The organism is Novosphingobium clariflavum (genome assembly GCF_026420865.1).
Classification (GTDB): Bacteria; Pseudomonadota; Alphaproteobacteria; order Sphingomonadales; family Sphingomonadaceae; genus Novosphingobium; species Novosphingobium clariflavum.
In genome coordinates, this window is the sequence record NZ_JAPCWC010000003.1 from 317,421 (window position 1) to 335,982 (window position 18,562).

Consider the following 18,562-nt stretch of genomic DNA (forward strand, 5'->3'; position numbering starts at 1 on the left):
TCAGGTCCCATAAGCCCGAGGTTGCCGCCACACACGTGTCAAATTTGTCATGTTTGCAGCGTCACAATCCGGTCAAGAAAAATACAAGAAACCAACACGGTTCTGACCAAGGCCATGCCTAGTCAGCCTCCCTGCCGCCCCGGTGGCGGTCCTCGCGGCCTGAGTGCGCGAGGGCAAATCGAGAGATTCAGGGAGTTTTACATGATTCGCCACGCCATCCGTCTGGCGGCCACTTGCAGCATCGTCGCGCTGGCGCAGATGCCGGTTGCCGCGTTCGCAGCCGACGCCGCTGCTGCTCCCGAAGCTGCCGCCGCCGAGAGCGGTGAAGGGGCTCCGATCATCGTCACCGCCACCAAGCGCGAGACCGACCTGCAGAAGACGCCGATCGCCATCGCCGTCATCGGCAGCGCCGATCTTGAAAAGCAGCACGTCCAGAGCCTGATCGACCTTGCCAGCGGCACCGTGCCTTCGCTGCGCGTCGCCACCTTCGAGGCGCGCCAGTCGGCCCTTACTGTCGGCATTCGCGGCATCGTGCCGTTCGACGCCAACCAGACCGCGCGCGACCAGGGCGTTGGCGTCTATCTCGACGGCGTCTACCTCGGCCGGCAGCAGGGCCTCAACGCCGCGCTGTTCGACGTGCAGCGCATCGAAGTCCTGCGCGGCCCGCAAGGCACGCTGTTCGGCCGCAACACCGAAGGCGGCGCGCTGTCGATCGTGACCAAGGCGCCCACCGGCGAGTTCGGCGGCCGCGTGGAAGCGGGAATCGGCAACTATGGCCAGCGCACCGGCGAGGCCCACATCGACCTGCCCGAATTCAACAACATCTCGATCAAGGTGGACGGCGTCTACCAGCATCAGGACGCCACGGTGAAGAACCCGGCGGCAGGCCAGGTCGGCTGGAACTACTACGACCGCGTCGGCGGCCGTATCCAGGCCCAGTGGAAGCCGGTGGACGGCTTCACGGCGAACATCTCGTTCGACAAGTCGCGTGACGACAACACGCCGATGTACAGCCAGCTGATCAACTACAACCCGAACAACCTGCCGGTCGCCACGCTGGCGCAGATCGCGGCCAACGGCGGCAAGCTGCCGAGCGGCACCATCGCCCCGCTTTCCCCGCTGGTGCAGGTCAGCGGCGACAAGCGCATGAAGACCGCCGACATCGGCGTTCCCCAGCAGGTCAGCACCGACCGCACGCAGGGCGTGATGGGCAACCTCAGCTACGATCTGAACTCGGATCTGACCCTGCGCTCGATCACCGCGTGGCGTCAGGTCGATACCGACCAGTACGACAACTCGGGCGGCGCGCACCGCACCGTGTTCCTGCCGAACGCCAAGTTCAGCCGCTATTCGCTCTCGTTCCTCGACCAGCACCAGTTCAGCCAGGAACTGCAGCTGGTCGGCAGCCTGCCCAACCTCGATTTCGTGGCCGGCGGTTACTACTACAACGAGCACGCCAGCGAGAACGCCGCGACGCCCAGCTCGAACCAGTGGAATGCCGATGGCACCGGCTACACGACGCTCAGCCAGAACGTCACCGGTACGGTCTCGTCGAGCAACCAGGGCTGGTCGGACGACTCGCTGTTCCTGCAGCGCGACAGCCATGCCAAGGCGGAAAGCCTCGCCGCCTTCGCGCAGGCCACCTATACCCCGCCGATGCTCGATCAGCTGCACCTGACGGTCGGCGCGCGCTACACCCACGACAAGCGCGACGGCACGCTGGACATGGTCAACGGCAAGGTGGTCGATTACGACTTCCATTACCGCAAGGACCGCGTCGACCCGATGGTCACGCTCGCCTATGACGCCACGCAGGACCTGAACTTCTACGCCAAGTACTCGACCGGCTACCGCGCCGGCGGTGCGAACGACCGTTCGCAGACGTTCGATGCCTTCGGCCCGGAAACGGTGAAGTCGTATGAAGTCGGCGCCAAGATGATGTTCCTCGACCGCAAGGTTCGCCTGAACCTGGCCGGCTACATCATGGACCGCGACGGTACCCAGGTGGACTTCGACAACGTCAACACCGACCCGACCAACCCCTACTTCAACCTGCACACGCAGGAAACGATCAACGCGCCGGGCACCACCAAGATCCGCGGCGTAGAGGCCGAACTGAACATCCACCCGACCGACAACCTGTCGCTGGGGGCATCTTACGCCTATACCTACACCAAGGTGCCCAAGACGCTGAACCCGTTCCTCAGCACCGCCACGACCTCGGTCTACCAGAACGTCTTCATCGTCTATACGCCGCGCAACGCCGCATCGGGCTTCATCGACTACAGCATCCCGGTGGGCAGCCGCGACGAGAGCGTCCAGTTCCACCTCGATGCCGCCTATGCGGGCCGCCAGTACAGCTTCGAAGACGAGAACGTGAAGGCGCAGAGCAGCTTCATCGTCAACGGCCGCATCGCGCTGGCCGATATTCCGATGAGCGAAAACGGCACCAAGCTGACCGTCTCGGTCTGGAGCCGCAACCTGTTCAACGAGACGCACATCTACCGTCTCTCCTATGCGAACCAGAACACGCTGGGCGCTTACGGCAACTTCAACCCGCCGCGCACGATCGGCGTCGAAGGCACCGTCCGCTTCTGATCCTGTCCCCGGCCGGCAGCTGCCAATCCCGGACGCTGCCGGCCCAAATCCCTGCAACAGCCTTCACGCGGCGCGGCTTCGGCCGTGCCGCGAATTTTTTGCGGCGTTGAACGCCGGGGCGATCCGGCAGGTGCTTGCCGCTGCGGCGCGTGTCTGCCAGCCATTCTCCTGGAAAGACGTCCGCTGGAGCGGCGCCGAGGGAGACGACGATGCCGACACCGGGTGAAAAGCTGCGTGCGCTGATCGAGAGCGGCGAGCATTTCGTCGCCGCCGAAGCCTATTCGGCGCTGACCGGGCGGATCGTCCAGAAAGTCGGCTTCCAGGCGGCCTATCTTGGCGGTCATGCCTGCTCGGCATTTCACTACGCGGTGCCGGACAACGGGATCTTCTCGCAAGTCGAGATGATCGAGCAGTCGGCGCGGATCGCGCAGGCCATCGACATTCCGCTGATCGTCGATGCCGATACGCTGGGCGAGACGGTGGCCGATGCCTATCACTTCACTCGCCGCTACGCCGCTGCCGGGATCGCCGGGTATCATGTCGAGGACGAGGTGAACCCCAAGCATTCCAAGCACGACAACGGGCTCTGTTCGATCGAGGACATGCAATTGCGGATCGAGGCGGGCGTCAAGGCGCGGGGCGATTCCGGGCTGGTCATCATCGCGCGATGCGACGAACTCTACACCAGCGCCAATGGCGGCGGCGGTTCGGGCTCGGTGGAAGCGGCGATCCGGCGCGGCCATGCCTATGCCGAGGCGGGAGCCGACGCCATCGTCTTCGCCAGCGCACCGCCCGCGCAGCAGGCCGAGGTGATCCCGCATATGAAGATCCCGGTCTGCACGCTCGGGTTCAACCTGCCGGATACCGCCTTCACGCTGTCGACGGCATGGGGCTGGGTCTCGGCGGCGGTCGGCCATCTCGCCATGGCGCGGGAACTGATGGAGACGGGTTCGGTCAAGAGCGCGATGAGCGCCTTCGCCAACTTCCCGGAAAAGTACGACCTGATCGATCAAGCGCTCTACGACGATCTCATCGCCGACTGGGCCGAGCGCACCGGACGGCCGACCCGGCCCAATCACGCCCGCTGAACGTGACGAGCCGGGGGACCGTCTCCCCCGGCCCGGACATGCGTCACTGCGCCGGCTGGGCGACACCCTCCGGCAGGGCCAGCACTTCGAGGCCCTGCGCGGGATCGAGATAGCGCCGGGCCTCGGCTTCCACGTCGGCGGCGGTGAGTGCCTGAAGGCGGTCGTGTGCCAGCTTGAAGCGTTCGATGCGGTCCGCTTCGGTCTGGGCGCGGTCGACCAGCGCCATCCAGCCGGCATTGCTCTTGAGTGCGTTCTGGAAGGCTTCGAGCAGCGGCTGGCGTGCGCGTTGCAGCACGTCGTCGCTCACTGGCGCCTTGCGCAGCTGCGCCATCACTTCGGCAATCGCCTTGCGTGCGGCGGGCACGTCGGCAACGTCTACCGAGGCGGTCACGGCGAAAGTGCCATAGCCCTTCCAGCGGCGCGACAGCGCGGCACCGGCCGAAGGCGAATAGGCCTTGCCGAGCGCTTCGCGCAGGCTGTCGGTCAGTTCGATGCGCACCACCCGTTCGAGCAGTTGCAGCTTGAGCGTCTCGATCGCATCGGCATCGTCGCGCGTCGGCCAGGTCACGCGCAGCAGCGCCTGATCGGCCGGGCCGGTGTGGCGGATCACGCGCGGCTTGCGGTTCGCAGTGAACGTGCGCGGCGGCTGGTCGGCGTAATCGCGGAAGGCGGTTTCGCGCGCGGGCAGGGCGCCCAGCGTGGCGGCGACATCGGCAATCGCCTTGTCCTCGTCGACATCGCCGACGATGCCGACCTCGATGGCGCCGTGCGCCAGCCGGTCGCCGATATCGGCCTTCAGCTTGGCATACGTGAGCTGGCGGTAGTCTTCCAGCTTGCCCAGGCTGAAGCGGGGGTCATTGTCGGAAACGATGGTGCCGAGATCGGCCTGCATCGCCGAACCCGGCGTCGCGCGCAGGCTGGCGAAGGCGTTGTTGATCTGCTGGCGGTACTGCACTTCGCCTTCCGCCCGGTAACCGGGATCGGTGATCAGCGCGGTGAGCAGTTGCAGCTGCAATTCGAGGTCGCGCGGGGTCGTTCCGGCTTGTGCCGCGAAACTGGCCTCGCCCTTGCCGAGCCCGAAGCCCAGGGTATGCCCGGCCATGATCGTGTCGAGCTCGTCGCGGCTGTGCTTCCCGAGGCCGCCTTCGTCCATGTAGGGCACCATGTCGGTCGCATGCGGATTGGCGCGGGTGTCGAGCATGTCGCCGCCGTCGATCGCCAGGCTGACGGCGATGCGGTCCCTGGTGATGTCGGTGTGCTTGAGGTTGAGCATCACGCCATTGGCGAAACGCACCTCGCGGATGCCGTAAAGCGGATCGAGCTTGTCCGAAACGACCGTGCCGGGGGTACCGAAGTCGGTGTAGGCGAACTGCGCCGTGGCGGCGGCCTGCTCGGCGGGGAGCGGCGCGTGCATGGCCTGCCGCCAGGCCTGGCGCAGGGCCTTTTCGCCGCCTGTCGGGGCAGTGCGGCCCTCGAAGCGGATCAGCGGCTTGTCGAGCGCGAGGGCCTCGCGCTTCATCGCCGCCAGCACGGCGGCGGGGGTGATCTGCGGGGCGAAAGAGGTGAAGCGGTCCAGCGCGCCTTGCGGTGTCGAGGGAACCTGACGGTCCTCGACCAGCGAGAGCGCGGCGGCGGCAAGAGCGGCATTGCTGCGGGTATTTGCCGAGCCGGCGGCATTGGTCAGGGCGGTGCGCAGCTGGGCGAGCTGCTCGGCCACTTCCGCATCGGTGAAGCCGCCCGCGAGGGCGCGGCGGTATTCGCGGGTCGCCGCGGCAAGGCCATCGGCCCATTTCCCGTCCACGCTGTCGATGATGAGGCGGGTGGAGCGAGCGGCCTCGAACACGTCGCCGGTCCCGAAACCGGCGCCGCGGAACGGCGGTTCGGCACTGCGGGAGAGGCGCTGGAGACGCCGGTTGACGATGTCGTAGCCGACCGAGCGCAGCAGGTTTTCCTGCCGCTGGGCGATCGTGTCGGGCTCATCCAGCCACTTGCCGCTGCGCTGGATCACCAGCCGCTCGGACAGCGCGGGGTCGATCCAGATCGCGGTGCGGTCCTTGTCCTTGGGATCGACCGGACCGGCATCGGGCTGCGCTTCGGCGGGGCGCGGTGCCCAGTCGGTGAAGCGGCTGCGGATGGCGGCTTCCACGGCGTCCGCGTCGAAATCGCCGATCACCACCAGCGTGGCATGGGCAGGCACGTATTCGCGTTCGTAGAAGGCGCGCAGCGATGCGGCGCTGGCGGCGTTCAGGGTTTGCGTCGTGCCGATCGGGAAACGGCGGACATAGCGCGAGGCCGGGTAGAAGAACCCGGCGGAGGCCACGCTGTTGCGGTAGCCGTAGCTGTTGCGGTCGCGCATTTCCGAGAAGATCACGCCGCGTTCGCGCTCGACCGCAGCCTGGGCGATGGTCAGCTCGCTGGCGGTCTCGCGCATCAGCATCAGTGCGGTATCCAGCAGGTGCTGGTCGGCGCGCGGCAGGTCGAGCTTGTAGACGGTGCGCTCGAAGGTGGTCGAGGCATTGGTGTCGGCGCCGAAGGCCAGCCCCTCACGCTCCAGCAGCGGCACCATCTGGCCTTCGGGGACGTGGGTCGAGCCGTTGAAGGCCATGTGTTCGAGGAAGTGCGCGAAGCCCTGTTCGGCATCGGTTTCGTCAAGCGAGCCGGCGGCGATCTCCATGCGCACGACGGCGGTGCCGGCGGGGGTCGCATTGTGGCGGATCACATAGCGCATGCCGTTGGGCAGGCGTCCGAAGCGATAGTCGGGGTCGACCGGGATGTCGCTCTTCTCGAAGGCCCAGCTGCTATCTTCGGCACGCGGCGCGGCAACGGCTTGGCGCGCCGTGGCCGGAGAGGAAATGGCAGGGATGGCGGCGCCAAGGAGGAGGGCGGTAATGAGAATCGTTCGCATGTAGCGCCAGTGCCTGAGCAAGATGCTGATAACAAGAGGTGAGTTGTGCGAATTTAGGCCGCTTTCGCAAGCTAAGACGCGAAAAGGCCCGGCACACCTTGCGGTGGCCGGGCCTTTGCATGCCTTCGGGCGATGCCTTACTTGCCGCGCAGCTTGCGATGCTTCGACAGGTCGAGCACTTCGCTCGGGCCATTGTCGTCCTGCAGCAGGCCGAGGCGGCGGGCAACTTCCTGGTAGGCCTCTTCCTCACCGCCGAGATCGCGGCGGAAGCGGTCCTTATCCAGCTTCTCGCCGGTGTGCATGTCCCACAGGCGGCAGCCGTCGGGGCTGATTTCGTCGGCTAGGATCACGCGGCTGTAGTCGCCGTCCCAGATACGGCCGAATTCGAGCTTGAAGTCGACGAGGCGGATGTCGATCGCTGCGAACATGCCGCACATGAAGTCGTTCACGCGGATCGCCATCGATGAGATGTCCTGCATCTCCTCGTTGGTGGCCCAGCCGAAGCAGGCGATGTGCTCTTCGGCGACCAGCGGATCGCCCAGCGCGTCGTCCTTGAAGTAGTATTCGATCAGCGTGTGCGGCAGCATCTCGCCCTCGGGGATGCCGAGGCGCTTGGAGATCGAGCCGGCAGCCACGTTGCGCACCACGACCTCGATCGGGATGATCTCGACCTGGCGGACCAGCTGCTCGCGCATGTTGAGGCGGCGGATGAAGTGGTTGGGCACGCCGATGTGGTTGAGGCGCGTGAACACGTACTCGCTGATGCGGTTGTTGATCACGCCCTTGCCCTGGATCGTGCCCTTCTTCTGCGCGTTGAACGCAGTGGCATCGTCCTTGAAGTACTGGATCAGGGTGCCGGGTTCGGGGCCCTCGTAGAGGATCTTGGCCTTGCCCTCGTAGATCTGGCGGCGACGGGACATGCGTGTTCGTCCTTGAATGGATAAAAAGAGCAAGCCCCGGCGCGGGGGCGTCGCTAGGCGACAGCTCGGCCGGGGCGTTCGAGCGCGCATATAATTCAATGGGGGGCAAAAGCAAACCGGCTTGCGTCATCCGGTCGGCGGCGTGGGGCACGCGCGGCTGGCGGTGAAGGGTGCGCGCCGGTATTGCGAGCGCTGCGCGCCGCTTCTATCCCGTGTTTCCAGACGGTTCGCGGCCGTCACGTGCACGGACCCTGCACGGACCCTCGACGGACATTGCCATGACTTTGACCATACGCACGCTGACCGGAGCCGAAATTCTCTCGGCCATAGACGATCTTGCGCGCCTGCGCATGACGGTCTTTGCCGAGTGGCCCTATCTCTACGACGGCGATCCTGCCTACGAACGCGACTATCTCGGTGCTTTCGTGAAGGCACCCGGCGGGGTCCTGGTGGCGGCCTGCGAGGGCGACCGGATCGTCGGCGCGGCAACCGCGTCGCCGCTGGCCGCGCAGGAGCAGGCCTTGCGCGGTCCTGTCGAGATGCATGGAATCGACGTATCCGAGGCGTTCTACTTCGGCGAATCGGTGCTGCTGGGCGAATGGCGCGGGCAGGGGGTGGGGCACGCCTTCTTCGACCAGCGCGAAGCGCAGGCGCGCAAGGCGGGGGCACGGATCGCCGTTTTTGCATCGGTGGTCCGCGAAGCCGGTCATCCCGACCGGCCCGCGGCCTACAGCCCGCTCGATGGGTTCTGGCGCAAGCGCGGCTACGCGCCGCTGGACGGGCTTACCTGCACGCTTTCGTGGAAGGACCACCGCGACGCGGCGGAATCCGCCAAGACGCTGCGCTACTGGTCACGCCTTCTGTAGCGCCGCGATCAGGCCTCTGGCACCGGCCGTCACTTGCTCCCAGGTGGTGACAAACCCTTCCGGGCCGCCGAAGTAGGGATCCTCGACATCGCGGCCCGCCATGCCCGGCACATGGTCCAGCATCAGCGAAAGGCTGGCCCGCGCCCCGCCAGGGCGCGAGGGGGCGAGCCGGCGCAAGTTGCCGAGGTTGCTGTTGTCCATCGCCACGATCAGGTCGAACCGGTCGAAGTCGTCGGCCCCGACCTGGCGGGCCTGGTAGGACGAGATGTCGATGCCGTGGCGCAGCGCCTCGGCGCGGGCGCGCGGATCGGGGGCATTGCCGATGTGCCACGAGCCGGTCCCCGCGGAATCGACCAGGACATCGAACCCGGCGCGGGCCGCTTCGTGGCGCAGGGCCGCCTCGGCGAGCGGCGAGCGGCAGATATTGCCGAGGCAGACGAAGAGGATGGCGGGCCGGCTGGCGGGGCTGTCGGTCTGGCTCATTCTTTCGGATTAGCCGCGAGGCCTGCCGGTCTCAACCGCCAAGGCGATCCCGGTTGCCAGCGCCATCCGCAAGGGACGGGCGGTTTCGGTGATGTATCGTTTGTTTTCAAGGTGATGTGGCGCTTTCTGCAGGCTGCTCGACAAGGTTAATTTGGCGTTTCCATCGATTGGCTACGTTTTGTCGAGGATGCGCGCCGTAGCACCACGATGGGTTTCCTTAAGCATTCCTGTCTAGGGAAACTCCCTGATTACCGGGGGGTATTCCTTCATGACTGGGCTAGCGATGCGCCTCTTGAGATATCGGTTCCTGCGTTTGCTGCGCGACACGGCGGGCAATATCCTGCCGCTGGCCGCCGTCGGCATGATGGTGGCAGCCGCCGTCGTCGGTTCGGGCATCGATCTCAGCCGCGATTACAAGGTGCGCAACCAGCTCCAGGCCGCCTGCGACGCCGCCGTGCTCGCCGGTCGCCGCACGGTGACGACGGCCGGTTTCGACACCGCCTCGCAGACCGCTGCCAACAACTATTTCGCCACCAACTTCGACAGCACCTCGCAGGAAGTGACCGGCACCAGCTTCGTTCCGACATCGCCCGACGGCGGCAAGACGATCACCGGCACGGCATCGACCACGCTCAACACGCTGGTCATGCGCCTGTTCGGGTTCAACACCTTCACGGTTTCGGTGAGCTGCGCCTCGTCGATGGGCGTGGGCAATGCCGACGTGATGATGGTGCTCGACACCACCGGCTCGATGGGTTCGATCCTTTCCGGCAGCCAGACCCGCCTGGCCGCGCTGCAGCAGGCGATGAAGGACTTCTACACGACGCTGGCCAATGCGACGGCGTCCACCAACGCGCGCATCCGTTATGGCTTCGTGCCCTACAGCACCACGGTCAACGTCGGCAAGCTGCTGATGGCCGAGGACCCCGACTACATCGCCGACACCTGGACCTACCAGACCCGGACGGCGGTCTATTTCGACTATTCCAGCGCGACCCGGACCAGCACCAGCACGACCTACGGCAACACGTCCTACGGAAGTTCGTACCGCTACACCACGGGCAACGGCTATTCCAATCAGTCGACCTGCCTCAGCAACATGCCGACCTCGACCACCTGGGCCGATTCCGGATCGGAGTCGGTGACGTTCACGGTCAGCGGCACGAGCCCCAACATGACGGTGACGCGCAAGGTCAGCCAGAGCCAGACCCAGCGTGTCTACAGCTGCGCCCAGTCCAACAATGGCCGTTGGTACGTCAATTATCAGGACAATACCCGGACCGAGACCACCAACGAGACCTGGACCAGCGTCAAGACCGTGTCGCCGACGCCAACCGCCAACTCCGAATTCTACCAGTGGGCCTACCAGCCCTATTCCTGGCCGACCGACGTCTTCAAGACCGGCGAAGCCGCGACGCTCTATACCGGCGACAACGGCACTGCCGTCTCCTCGACCTGGGATGGATGCATCCTCGAACGCTCTACCGTTGCGACCAGCAGCATCAGCTACAATGCGGTGACCGGCATGTCTCCGTCGAATGCCTATGACATCGACCTCGACACGGTTCCCAGCAACGCCGCCACGCGCTGGGGGCCGCTGTGGCCCGAGGCCGCCTACATGCGCTACAACAGCGGTTCGAACAGCACCAAGAGCTACGCCTCGCCCACCACCAGCGGTGCAGCCGCCACCTCGCCCTGTCCGGCGCAGGGGCAGTTGCTCACCGAAATGTCGCAGTCGGCGTTCAACACGTACGCCAACTCGCTGGTGGCCAACGGCAATACCTACCTCGACATCGGCATGATCTGGGGCGGGCGGATGATCTCGCCAAGCGGTGTCTTCCAGGACAACGTCAACACCGCCGCTTCAAACGGCGGCGAGGTCTCGCGCCATCTGATCTTCATGACCGACGGCGAGATGCAGACCATCAACACCTACCAACAGGCCTGGGGCATGGAATACTGGGACCGCAAGGTGACCAGCGACGGGTCCAGCAGCACCGAGACCACCAACCACACCAAACGCTTCCTCGCAGTCTGCGAGGCGATCAAGGCCAAGGGCGTGCGGGTCTGGGTGATCGCCTTCACGTCCACCCTGTCGAGCGACCTGACGACCTGCGCCTCGGCCAACAGTTCCTACACGGCCGCCAATGCGACCGAACTGAGCACCGCGTTCCAGGAAATCGCCAAGCAGGTCGGCGAACTGAGGCTGACGCAGTGACCGGGGGCCGTCTGCATGCCCTGAGGGCGCGCCTGCGCCGCGACCAGTGGGGCGTCACCGCGCTGGAATTCGCGGTGGCGGGGCCAGTGCTGATCGTCCTGCTGATGGGCATCTTCGACATCGGCCACATGGCCTATGTCAGCGCGGTGCTGCACGGCGCGGTCGAGGAATCGGCGCGTAACGGCACGCTGGAAGCAGTCGACACCGCAGCGCAGGACCAGGCGATCGCCAGCATCGTCGGCAATGTCGCGCCGGGGGTGACGATCGCCGTCACGCGCAGCAGCTATTACGACTTCTCCGACATCGCACGGCCCGAGGCGTGGAACGACGCCAATTCGAACGGCACCTGCGACAACGGGGAAACCTATACCGACGAGAACAAGAACGGCCAGTGGGATGCCGATATCGGCAAGTCGGGCAATGGCGGCGCCAACGACGTTGTCGTCTACACCGTGAAGGCGACCTACAAGCCGCTGTTTCCGATCCCCGGCCTCACCAACCGCGACAACAGCCGCACGCTGACGGCGATCGCGGTGCGGAAGAACCAGCCATATGCGCTGCAGAGCAGCTATGGCTCGGCGGCGGGGAGTTGCCGATGAAGCGGATGCTCGTTCCTCGCCTGCGCCGCGTCATGCGCAGGCTCCGGCGCGATTGCAGCGGCGTGTCGCTGATGGAATTCGCGCTCATGCTGCCGATCATGCTGACGCTGGGTCTCTACGGCACCGAGCTTGCCTACATGGCGATGGTGAAGATGGAGGTTTCCCAGATCGCGACGTCGGTGGCGGACAACGCCTCGCGCCTTGGCCAGACCGACAATACCGCGGTGACGCCGACAGTGACCGAGACGCAGATCAACTCGGTCATGTCGGGCGCGGTCATGCAGGGTAGCTCGTTCAATTTCAGCGGGAACGGGCGGATCATCCTCTCCAGTCTGGAGATCAACTCCAGCAACCAGCAATACATCCACTGGCAGCGCTGCCGGGGCAGCCTGGCGCGCAGTTCGGCCTATGGGGCGGCGGGCACCACGCTCACGGGCATGGGCAAGACCGGGCACGTCATCACTGCGACGACCAATTCGGCGGTCATGTATGTCGAGGTCTATTACGCCTACCAGCCGCTGTTCGGGACGATGTTTGTCCAGAACCCGGTGTTCTATCAGGAAGCGGCCTTCCTGATCCGCGACAGCCGCAACATCGCCGCCGGGGTCACCGGTACCGGCGGGCAGTCGGCGTGCAGCTGACGCACCAGTTTGCGTGACAACACGCGAAGGCTAGGCTAGGGGCAGGGGCCATGGGGACCTTGCGCGTCTTTTTCCGGCAGTATCACAAGCAAGCGCTTGTATTTGCGGCTATTGCGCTCTGCCTCAAGGCGTTCCTGCCGACCGGCTTCATGCCGGGGCAGGGGCTCCGCGCGATCACCATCGAGATCTGTCACGATGCCTCCGGCGGTGACGGCACCCTGCAGGTGCTGGTGCCGCTCAAGACCGGCGGCAATCACGTCCCCGGCAAGCCTGCAAAGGGCGAGTGTCCTTTCGGCGCCCTGTCGATGGCCTCGCTGGGCGGCGCCGATCCGGTGCTGCTGGCGCTGGCGATCGCTTTCATCGTGGCGCTGGGCTTCGCGCCGCTCCGCGCGGTTGCGCTTGCCCCGCAGCCCTATTTGCGCCCACCGCTGAGAGGCCCTCCGGCCTGAACCGATCCCGAGGCCGCCTGCGCAGCGCACGGCGGCCCGGAATTTCGACATTTCAGGTCACGCAGGGGCGGCGCGGAGCGCTGGCCCTGCGAACAACAGGGTTTTTCCATGAAGACGTCCATTTTCGCGATCGCCGCGGCGCTCGCTCTTGCGCCTGCCCCTCTTGCCGCCCAGGAAACCGGTTCCGACGAGCCGCCGGCCGCCGAGGCCGCCGAGGCCGCCGCGCTTCCCGCACTCCACGCGGACTTCACGTCGGCCTTGCGCAATATCGCTACGGCGCCGCTCAATGGCTCCAGGGTCTCGGTGGAGCGCCTTCGCCGCGAGGCGGTGTCGAGCAGCGACACCGGCGCCATCCTTGCGCAGCTTCCCGGCGTGAGTGCGGCCAGCGGGGGCGGCCTGTCGTCGATGCCGGCCGTGCGCGGGCTCAGCGAGCAGCGGGTGCTGATCGTCGTCGACGGGCTGCCGATCGACGTTGCCTGTCCCAACGACATGAACCCGCCGCTGTCCTACACCGATCCCCAGACGGTCGGCGCTATCGCGGTGGTGCCGGGCGTCTCGCCGGTGAGCATGGGCGGCGACAACATCGCCGGGATCGTCAGCGTCGAGAGCCGGATGCCGCGCTTTGCGATGGAAGGCGGCACATTGGTGACGGGCGAGGCCTCGAGCTTCTATCGCAGCAATGGCGATGGCTTCGGCGGCGCGGTTTCGCTGACCGTTGCCGGCAAGCGCGTGAGCGCTACCTATACCGGCTCCTACACCCAGTCCGATGACTACCAGGGCGGCGGCGCGATGGGCAAGGTGCGCTCCACCGAATACGCCAAGACCGATCACCAGCTTGCCCTTGCCGCGCAGACCGATTTCGGCCTGTTCGAACTGAAGGGTGGCTACCATTTCGCGCCCTACGAGGCCTTCCCCAACCAGTACATGGACATGACCTCGAACACCTCGTGGTTCCTCAACGGCCGCTATCGCGGGGTGTTCGGCTGGGGCGATGTCGATTTCACCGCCGGCTACCGCGATACCGACCATGCGATGGACTTCCTGGCCGACAAGCAGCCCGGCACGATGCCGATGAACACCGAGGTCCATTCCTTCTCGTCCGCGCTCAAGGTCAACCTGCCGCTCGGCCGCAAGGACACGCTGCACCTTGGCGGCGAGTTCCATCACGAAGGGATGGATGACTGGTGGCCGCCGGTTGCCGGGTCGATGATGATGGGACCGGACACCTACCTCAACATCAACAACGGCAAGCGTGATCGCCTCGGTCTGTTCGGGGAGTGGGAATCGCACTGGTCGGACCGTGTCTCGACGCTGATCGGCGCGCGGTTCGACCGGGTGACGATGAACACCGGCGCGGTCCAGCCTTACGGAACCGGCATGATGAACATGGCCGATGCGATGGCCGCCGCCACGTTCAACGCCGCCGACCGTCATCGCCGTGACAACAACTGGAGCGCGAGCGCACTGGTCAGCTGGCAGGCGGCGGACATGCTGGCCTTCGAACTTGGCTATGCCCACAAGACCCGCTCGCCCAACCTCTACGAGCGCTATTCCTGGGGGCAGGGGGCGATGTCGAGCCAGATGATCGGCTGGTACGGCGATGGCAATGGCTATGTCGGCAACCTCGACCTCAAGCCGGAGCGGGCGGACACGGTCAGCGCCGCGCTGCGGCTGACCGCGAAGGGCGGCGCCACGCTCAAGGTCTCGCCCTATTATACCCGCGTTCACGACTACATCGATGCGGTCCGCCTCAGGGACCTGACCGACATGATGGGGATGCCCAGCGGCTTCGTGCAGTTGCAGTTCGCGAACCAGGAGGCCGAGCTCTACGGCATCGACGCCAGCGCCAGCGTGCCCTTGCAGCGCACCGCGCGCAGCGAGACCGACTTCACCGCCAGCGCCGCCTGGGTTCACGGGCAGAACCTCTCGGACGACGGCCCGCTCTATCGGCAGATGCCGTTCAACCTGACGATGGGCCTCGCGCATCGCAGCGGCGCCTTCGAGGCGGGCGCGGACATCCAGTTCGTGGCCGAGAAGAACCGTGTCGATGCCACCCGCAACGAGCCGCGCACGCAGAGCTATGCGCTGGTGAACCTGCGGGCGGGCTACACGCTGGGGCTGCTGGCGCAGGGCATCACGCTGACGGTGGAAGCGAAGAACCTGTTCGACAAGGGCTATGCCCTGCCGCTCGGCGGCATGTCGCTGGGCGACTACGGCGTCACTGGCGTGCTGCGCCCGGTGCCGGGCATGGGCCGTTCGATCAACTTCGGGATGAGCACCCGCTTCTGACGGCCTGTGGATCGGTTCCGGCATTGAGCGCCCCATCGGATGGGGGTGTTCAAATGCCGGGCCGATCCATCAGCCCACAAACGAAAATGGCGAGGCTGGTAGCCTCGCCATTTGCCGTGCGGGATAAGCCCGCTTGCTGGCGGATACTGCTCAGTCGAGGAACGCCCGCATGATGCGCGAACGGCTCGGATGCTTGAGCTTGCGCAGGGCCTTGGCTTCGATCTGGCGGATACGCTCGCGGGTCACCGAGAACTGCTGGCCGACTTCCTCGAGGGTGTGGTCGGTCGGCATGCCAATGCCGAAGCGCATGCGCAGCACGCGCTCTTCGCGCGGGGTGAGCGAGGCCAGGGTGCGGGTGATCATTTCCTTCAGGTTGGACTGGATCGCCGCATCCACCGGGATGACGGCGTTCTCGTCCTGGATGAAGTTGCCCAGGCTGCTGTCTTCCTCGTCGCCGATCGGCGTTTCGAGGCTGATCGGCTCCTTGGCGATCTTCAGGACCCGCTTCACCTTCTCGAGCGGCATCGACAGCTTTTCGGCCATTTCCTCCGGTGTCGGCTCGCGGCCCTGGTCGTGGAGGAACTGGCGGCTGGTGCGCACCAGCTTGTTGATCGTCTCGATCATGTGCACCGGGATACGGATCGTGCGGGCCTGATCCGCGATCGAGCGGGTGATCGCCTGACGGATCCACCAGGTGGCATAAGTCGAGAACTTGTAGCCGCGGCGGTACTGGAACTTGTCGACCGCCTTCATCAGGCCGATGTTGCCTTCCTGGATGAGATCCAGGAACTGCAGACCACGGTTGGTGTACTTCTTGGCGATCGAGATCACCAGGCGCAGGTTCGCCTCGACCATTTCCTTCTTGGCGATACGCGCTTCGCGCTCCGCCTTCTGGACCATGTTCACGATGCGGCGGAATTCGGACAGGGCCATGCCGGTGGATGCCGCGATGTCCGAAACCTCGAGGCGGATGCGTTCGGCAGCTTCAGCCTCGTTTTCCGCGAAGGCAGCCCACTTCTTGTCCTTCTTCGCCATGTCGGCGACCCAGGTGTCGTCCAGTTCCCGGCCCGTGTAGGCCTCCAGGAAGTCGGCACGCTTGACCTTGTGGCGTTCGGCCAGGCGCAGCATCTGGCCGCCAAGCGTGGTGAGGCGGCGGTTGAAGGCGTAGAGATTGTCGACGAGATATTCGATCTTCGTCGCGTGGAACTGCACCGATTCGACTTGCGCGGTAAGGTCCTCGCGAAGCTGCTGGTACTGGTCTTCCTTGGCGGCGGGGAAGTCGATGCCAAGCGCAAGCGCGTCGAGGCGTTCGCTCTGGACGCGTTCGAACGTGCGGAACAGTTCGGTGATGAGCGCGAACTTCTCCAGGGCTTCCGGCGTCAGCGCGGCTTCCATCTGGCCGAGCGAGAGGGTGTTGTCCTCTTCCTCGTCGTCCTCGACGCGGCGCTTGGCGATCGGGTTGCCGTCCTCGTCTACTTCCTCCGAGTTGTCCTCGTCGGAATCGTCGTCCTCCTTGAAGGTCGGACCGGCCGTGGCCGCGGAAATCTCGCCGTCGGCTTCACCGTCCTCGCCCAGGTTCTCGGGCTGCGGTTCCTTGGAGAGCATGGCGTCGAGATCGAGGATCTCGCGCAGCTGCATGTCGCCGTTGTTGAGCGCCTCGGACCAGCCAATGATGGCGTGGAAGGTCATCGGGCTTTCGCAGAGCCCCATGATCATCATGTCGCGGCCAGCTTCGATGCGCTTGGCGATGGCGGCCTCGCCCTCGCGGCTGAGCATCTCGGCGGAGCCCATTTCCTGCAGGTACATGCGGACCGGGTCGTCGGAACGCGCGTGCGTATCGGCCTTGCGGGTCTCGCCGGGACGGCGACGGGAATTGCCTTCCTCGAAATCGGAATCCGAACCGGACTCGTCATCGCGACCATCGACGGCGTCGACACCGTCTTCCTGCTCGCCATCCTCGTCGTCGTCATCGTCGTTCTCGATGATCTTGACGCCCATTTCCGAGATCGCGGCCATGATGTCCTCGATCTGATCGGTGGTCATCTGGTCCTGGGGCAGAGCGGCATTCAGCTCCTTGACCGTGATGACGCCCTGGCGTTTGGCGCGCGCGATGAACCGCTGGACCGAACCCTTGTCCAGGTCGAGAAGAGGAGAGTCATTGTCGCCGCTGCGATCGTCGTTGTTCATGCAATCCGTTGTCGTCTTGTTGGCCGTGTCATGACGTCGGTTGCGCCATGACAAGGCCAGGTTCTCAGATCATCAGCCTGACGGCGCCGGCGGAGGGCGGCCTTGCAGGCAAGAACGAACCCCTCTGGCCCGGGGTTCAGGCAATGAGGCCGGATTTCGCTTCCGAAAGGAAGCTGGTCCGCCCGCATGCCGTGCAATCGAATCGGGGGCATCGGCCCCTTGCCCGCTGCCGGCCTGTCGAAGGCGGCCTTGACCCCTGCCTTCGACATGCACCGCGTGCTTTCCATGGCCGCTGGTGAAGCGATCGAGGAAAGCGCGAGATGGAGCCATGGCCGCCAGGGGCGGCCATGGCCAGGTCCATCAACGCTGGACCAGATTCACGGCCGAAGCCTTGCCGCGGCGATCGATCTCGATTTCGAATTCGAGCTGATCGCCTTCCGACAGGCCGTGCAGACCCGAGCGTTCGACCGCGCTGATATGCACGAAGGCATCTGGCTGGCCGTCATCGCGCACGATGAAGCCGAAGCCCTTCGTACCGTTGAAGAACTTGACCGTGCCGGTGGCCTTCTCGCCGGTCAGCTGGCGCTGGGCGGGGGCGGCGGAACGCTCACGACGTTCGGCAACGACGACTTCGCCGACGATGACCAGTTCGGACGCGGAAACCTTGCCGTTACGCTCGACCAGCTGGAATTCCAGCTGCTGACCTTCGGCCAGCGTTTCGAGGCCGGCAGCCTGCACGGCGCTGATGTGCACGAATGCATCGTCGCCGCCGCTTTCAAGCTGGATGAAGCCGAAACCCTTGTCGGGGTTGAAGAACTTGACCGTGCCGCTGCCCTGGCCGACGACGATGCCGGGGCCGCCGCGCGAGCCGCCGCCAAAACCACCGCCGCGCGAGCCGCCGAAGCCGCCGCCGCGCGAGCCGCCGAAGCGGTCACCACCGCCAAAACGATCACCGCCGCCGAAGCGATCACCGCCGCCGAAGCGATCACCGCCGCCGTAGCGATCACCGCCGCCGTAGCGATCACCGCCGCCAAAGCGATCGTTGCCGCCGCCCCAACGATCATCACCACCGCCAAACCGGTCGCGTCCCTGGCCGCGATTACCCCTATCGAATGTCATCTTTCAAATACCTTAAGCTACGTCCGAAGAATCCCAATCCTCGCGAGTGAACGTAGCACGCAAGGCCGCAGAGCCCATTTCAGGTTGCAGGACATACGACGATAGCACCAAAGCGAGGCTTTGGCGACCAAAGTTCTGCAGACGGCGCAAAGCCATCGCGATCCTCCATTGCTCCGCGGACGAGGCACGCATTTTTGAAG

The 18,562-nt window shown here is 65.4% G+C and carries 13 protein-coding genes; 8 read left to right on the forward strand and 5 right to left on the reverse strand.

Translation table 11 applies throughout. The annotated features are described in order from the left end of the window. The first annotated feature begins 201 nt into the window (after window positions 1-201). Window positions 202-2,598 carry a TonB-dependent receptor gene (locus OKA11_RS05830; RefSeq protein WP_267219273.1) on the forward strand — a complete coding sequence of 799 codons (2,397 nt, stop codon included), beginning with the start codon at window positions 202-204 and terminating at the stop codon, window positions 2,596-2,598. Window positions 2,599-2,807: 209 nt separating this feature from the next. After that, window positions 2,808-3,686, forward strand: coding sequence for an isocitrate lyase/PEP mutase family protein (locus OKA11_RS05835; protein WP_267219274.1), 879 nt, complete (start codon window positions 2,808-2,810; stop codon window positions 3,684-3,686). A 43-nt stretch (window positions 3,687-3,729) separates the two neighbouring features. On the opposite strand, the gene OKA11_RS05840 is transcribed toward OKA11_RS05835, so the two are convergent. Together OKA11_RS05840 and purC are read right to left on the reverse strand one after the other, a co-directional pair. After that, on the reverse strand, window positions 3,730-6,591 hold the full coding sequence (locus tag OKA11_RS05840; protein ID WP_267219275.1) for a M16 family metallopeptidase: 2,862 nt from the start codon (window positions 6,589-6,591) through the stop codon (window positions 3,730-3,732). A 137-nt stretch (window positions 6,592-6,728) separates the two neighbouring features. Then, window positions 6,729-7,511, reverse strand: coding sequence for a phosphoribosylaminoimidazolesuccinocarboxamide synthase (gene purC, locus OKA11_RS05845; protein ID WP_142634577.1), 783 nt, complete (start codon window positions 7,509-7,511; stop codon window positions 6,729-6,731). Window positions 7,512-7,789: 278 nt separating this feature from the next. On the opposite strand from purC, the gene OKA11_RS05850 reads away from it, so the two are divergent. After that, window positions 7,790-8,377 carry a GNAT family N-acetyltransferase gene (locus OKA11_RS05850; protein WP_267219276.1) on the forward strand — a complete coding sequence of 196 codons (588 nt, stop codon included), beginning with the start codon at window positions 7,790-7,792 and terminating at the stop codon, window positions 8,375-8,377. Here OKA11_RS05850 and OKA11_RS05855 read toward each other — a convergent pair. Continuing rightward, window positions 8,363-8,860: a low molecular weight protein-tyrosine-phosphatase gene (locus OKA11_RS05855; RefSeq protein WP_267219277.1), complete on the reverse strand. Its 498-nt coding sequence runs from the start codon at window positions 8,858-8,860 to the stop codon at window positions 8,363-8,365. The genes OKA11_RS05850 and OKA11_RS05855 overlap by 15 nt on opposite strands. Before the next feature lie 283 nt (window positions 8,861-9,143). On the opposite strand from OKA11_RS05855, the gene OKA11_RS05860 reads away from it, so the two are divergent. The 5 genes from OKA11_RS05860 to OKA11_RS05880 all read left to right on the forward strand — a co-directional run bounded on the left by OKA11_RS05860 (window position 9,144) and on the right by OKA11_RS05880 (window position 15,056). After that, on the forward strand, window positions 9,144-11,078 hold the full coding sequence (locus tag OKA11_RS05860; RefSeq protein ID WP_267219278.1) for a pilus assembly protein TadG-related protein: 1,935 nt from the start codon (window positions 9,144-9,146) through the stop codon (window positions 11,076-11,078). Beyond that, a complete protein-coding gene (locus OKA11_RS05865; protein ID WP_267219279.1) occupies window positions 11,075-11,677 on the forward strand; it encodes a TadE/TadG family type IV pilus assembly protein in 603 nt (200 codons plus the stop codon). The genes OKA11_RS05860 and OKA11_RS05865 overlap by 4 nt, the downstream gene beginning before the upstream one ends. Continuing rightward, window positions 11,674-12,318, forward strand: a complete 645-nt coding sequence (locus OKA11_RS05870) for a TadE/TadG family type IV pilus assembly protein (RefSeq protein WP_267219280.1) — start codon at window positions 11,674-11,676, stop codon at window positions 12,316-12,318. Before OKA11_RS05865 ends, OKA11_RS05870 begins: the two co-directional genes overlap by 4 nt. A 50-nt stretch (window positions 12,319-12,368) precedes the next feature. After that, window positions 12,369-12,767: a hypothetical protein gene (locus OKA11_RS05875; RefSeq protein ID WP_267219281.1), complete on the forward strand. Its 399-nt coding sequence runs from the start codon at window positions 12,369-12,371 to the stop codon at window positions 12,765-12,767. A 108-nt stretch (window positions 12,768-12,875) separates the two neighbouring features. Beyond that, window positions 12,876-15,056 carry a TonB-dependent receptor gene (locus OKA11_RS05880; protein WP_267219282.1) on the forward strand — a complete coding sequence of 727 codons (2,181 nt, stop codon included), beginning with the start codon at window positions 12,876-12,878 and terminating at the stop codon, window positions 15,054-15,056. Window positions 15,057-15,206: 150 nt separating this feature from the next. Here OKA11_RS05880 and rpoD read toward each other — a convergent pair whose 3' ends face one another. Both rpoD and OKA11_RS24610 read right to left on the reverse strand, forming a co-directional pair. Continuing rightward, complete coding sequence (gene rpoD / locus OKA11_RS05885) at window positions 15,207-17,243, reverse strand: RNA polymerase sigma factor RpoD (RefSeq protein WP_267219283.1); 2,037 nt, start codon at window positions 17,241-17,243, stop codon at window positions 15,207-15,209. Window positions 17,244-17,603: 360 nt separating this feature from the next. After that, the gene (locus OKA11_RS24610) at window positions 17,604-18,362 is read right to left on the reverse strand and encodes a cold-shock protein (protein WP_323748303.1); all 759 of its coding nucleotides are present in this window, start codon (window positions 18,360-18,362) and stop codon (window positions 17,604-17,606) included. Window positions 18,363-18,562 lie beyond the last annotated feature (200 nt).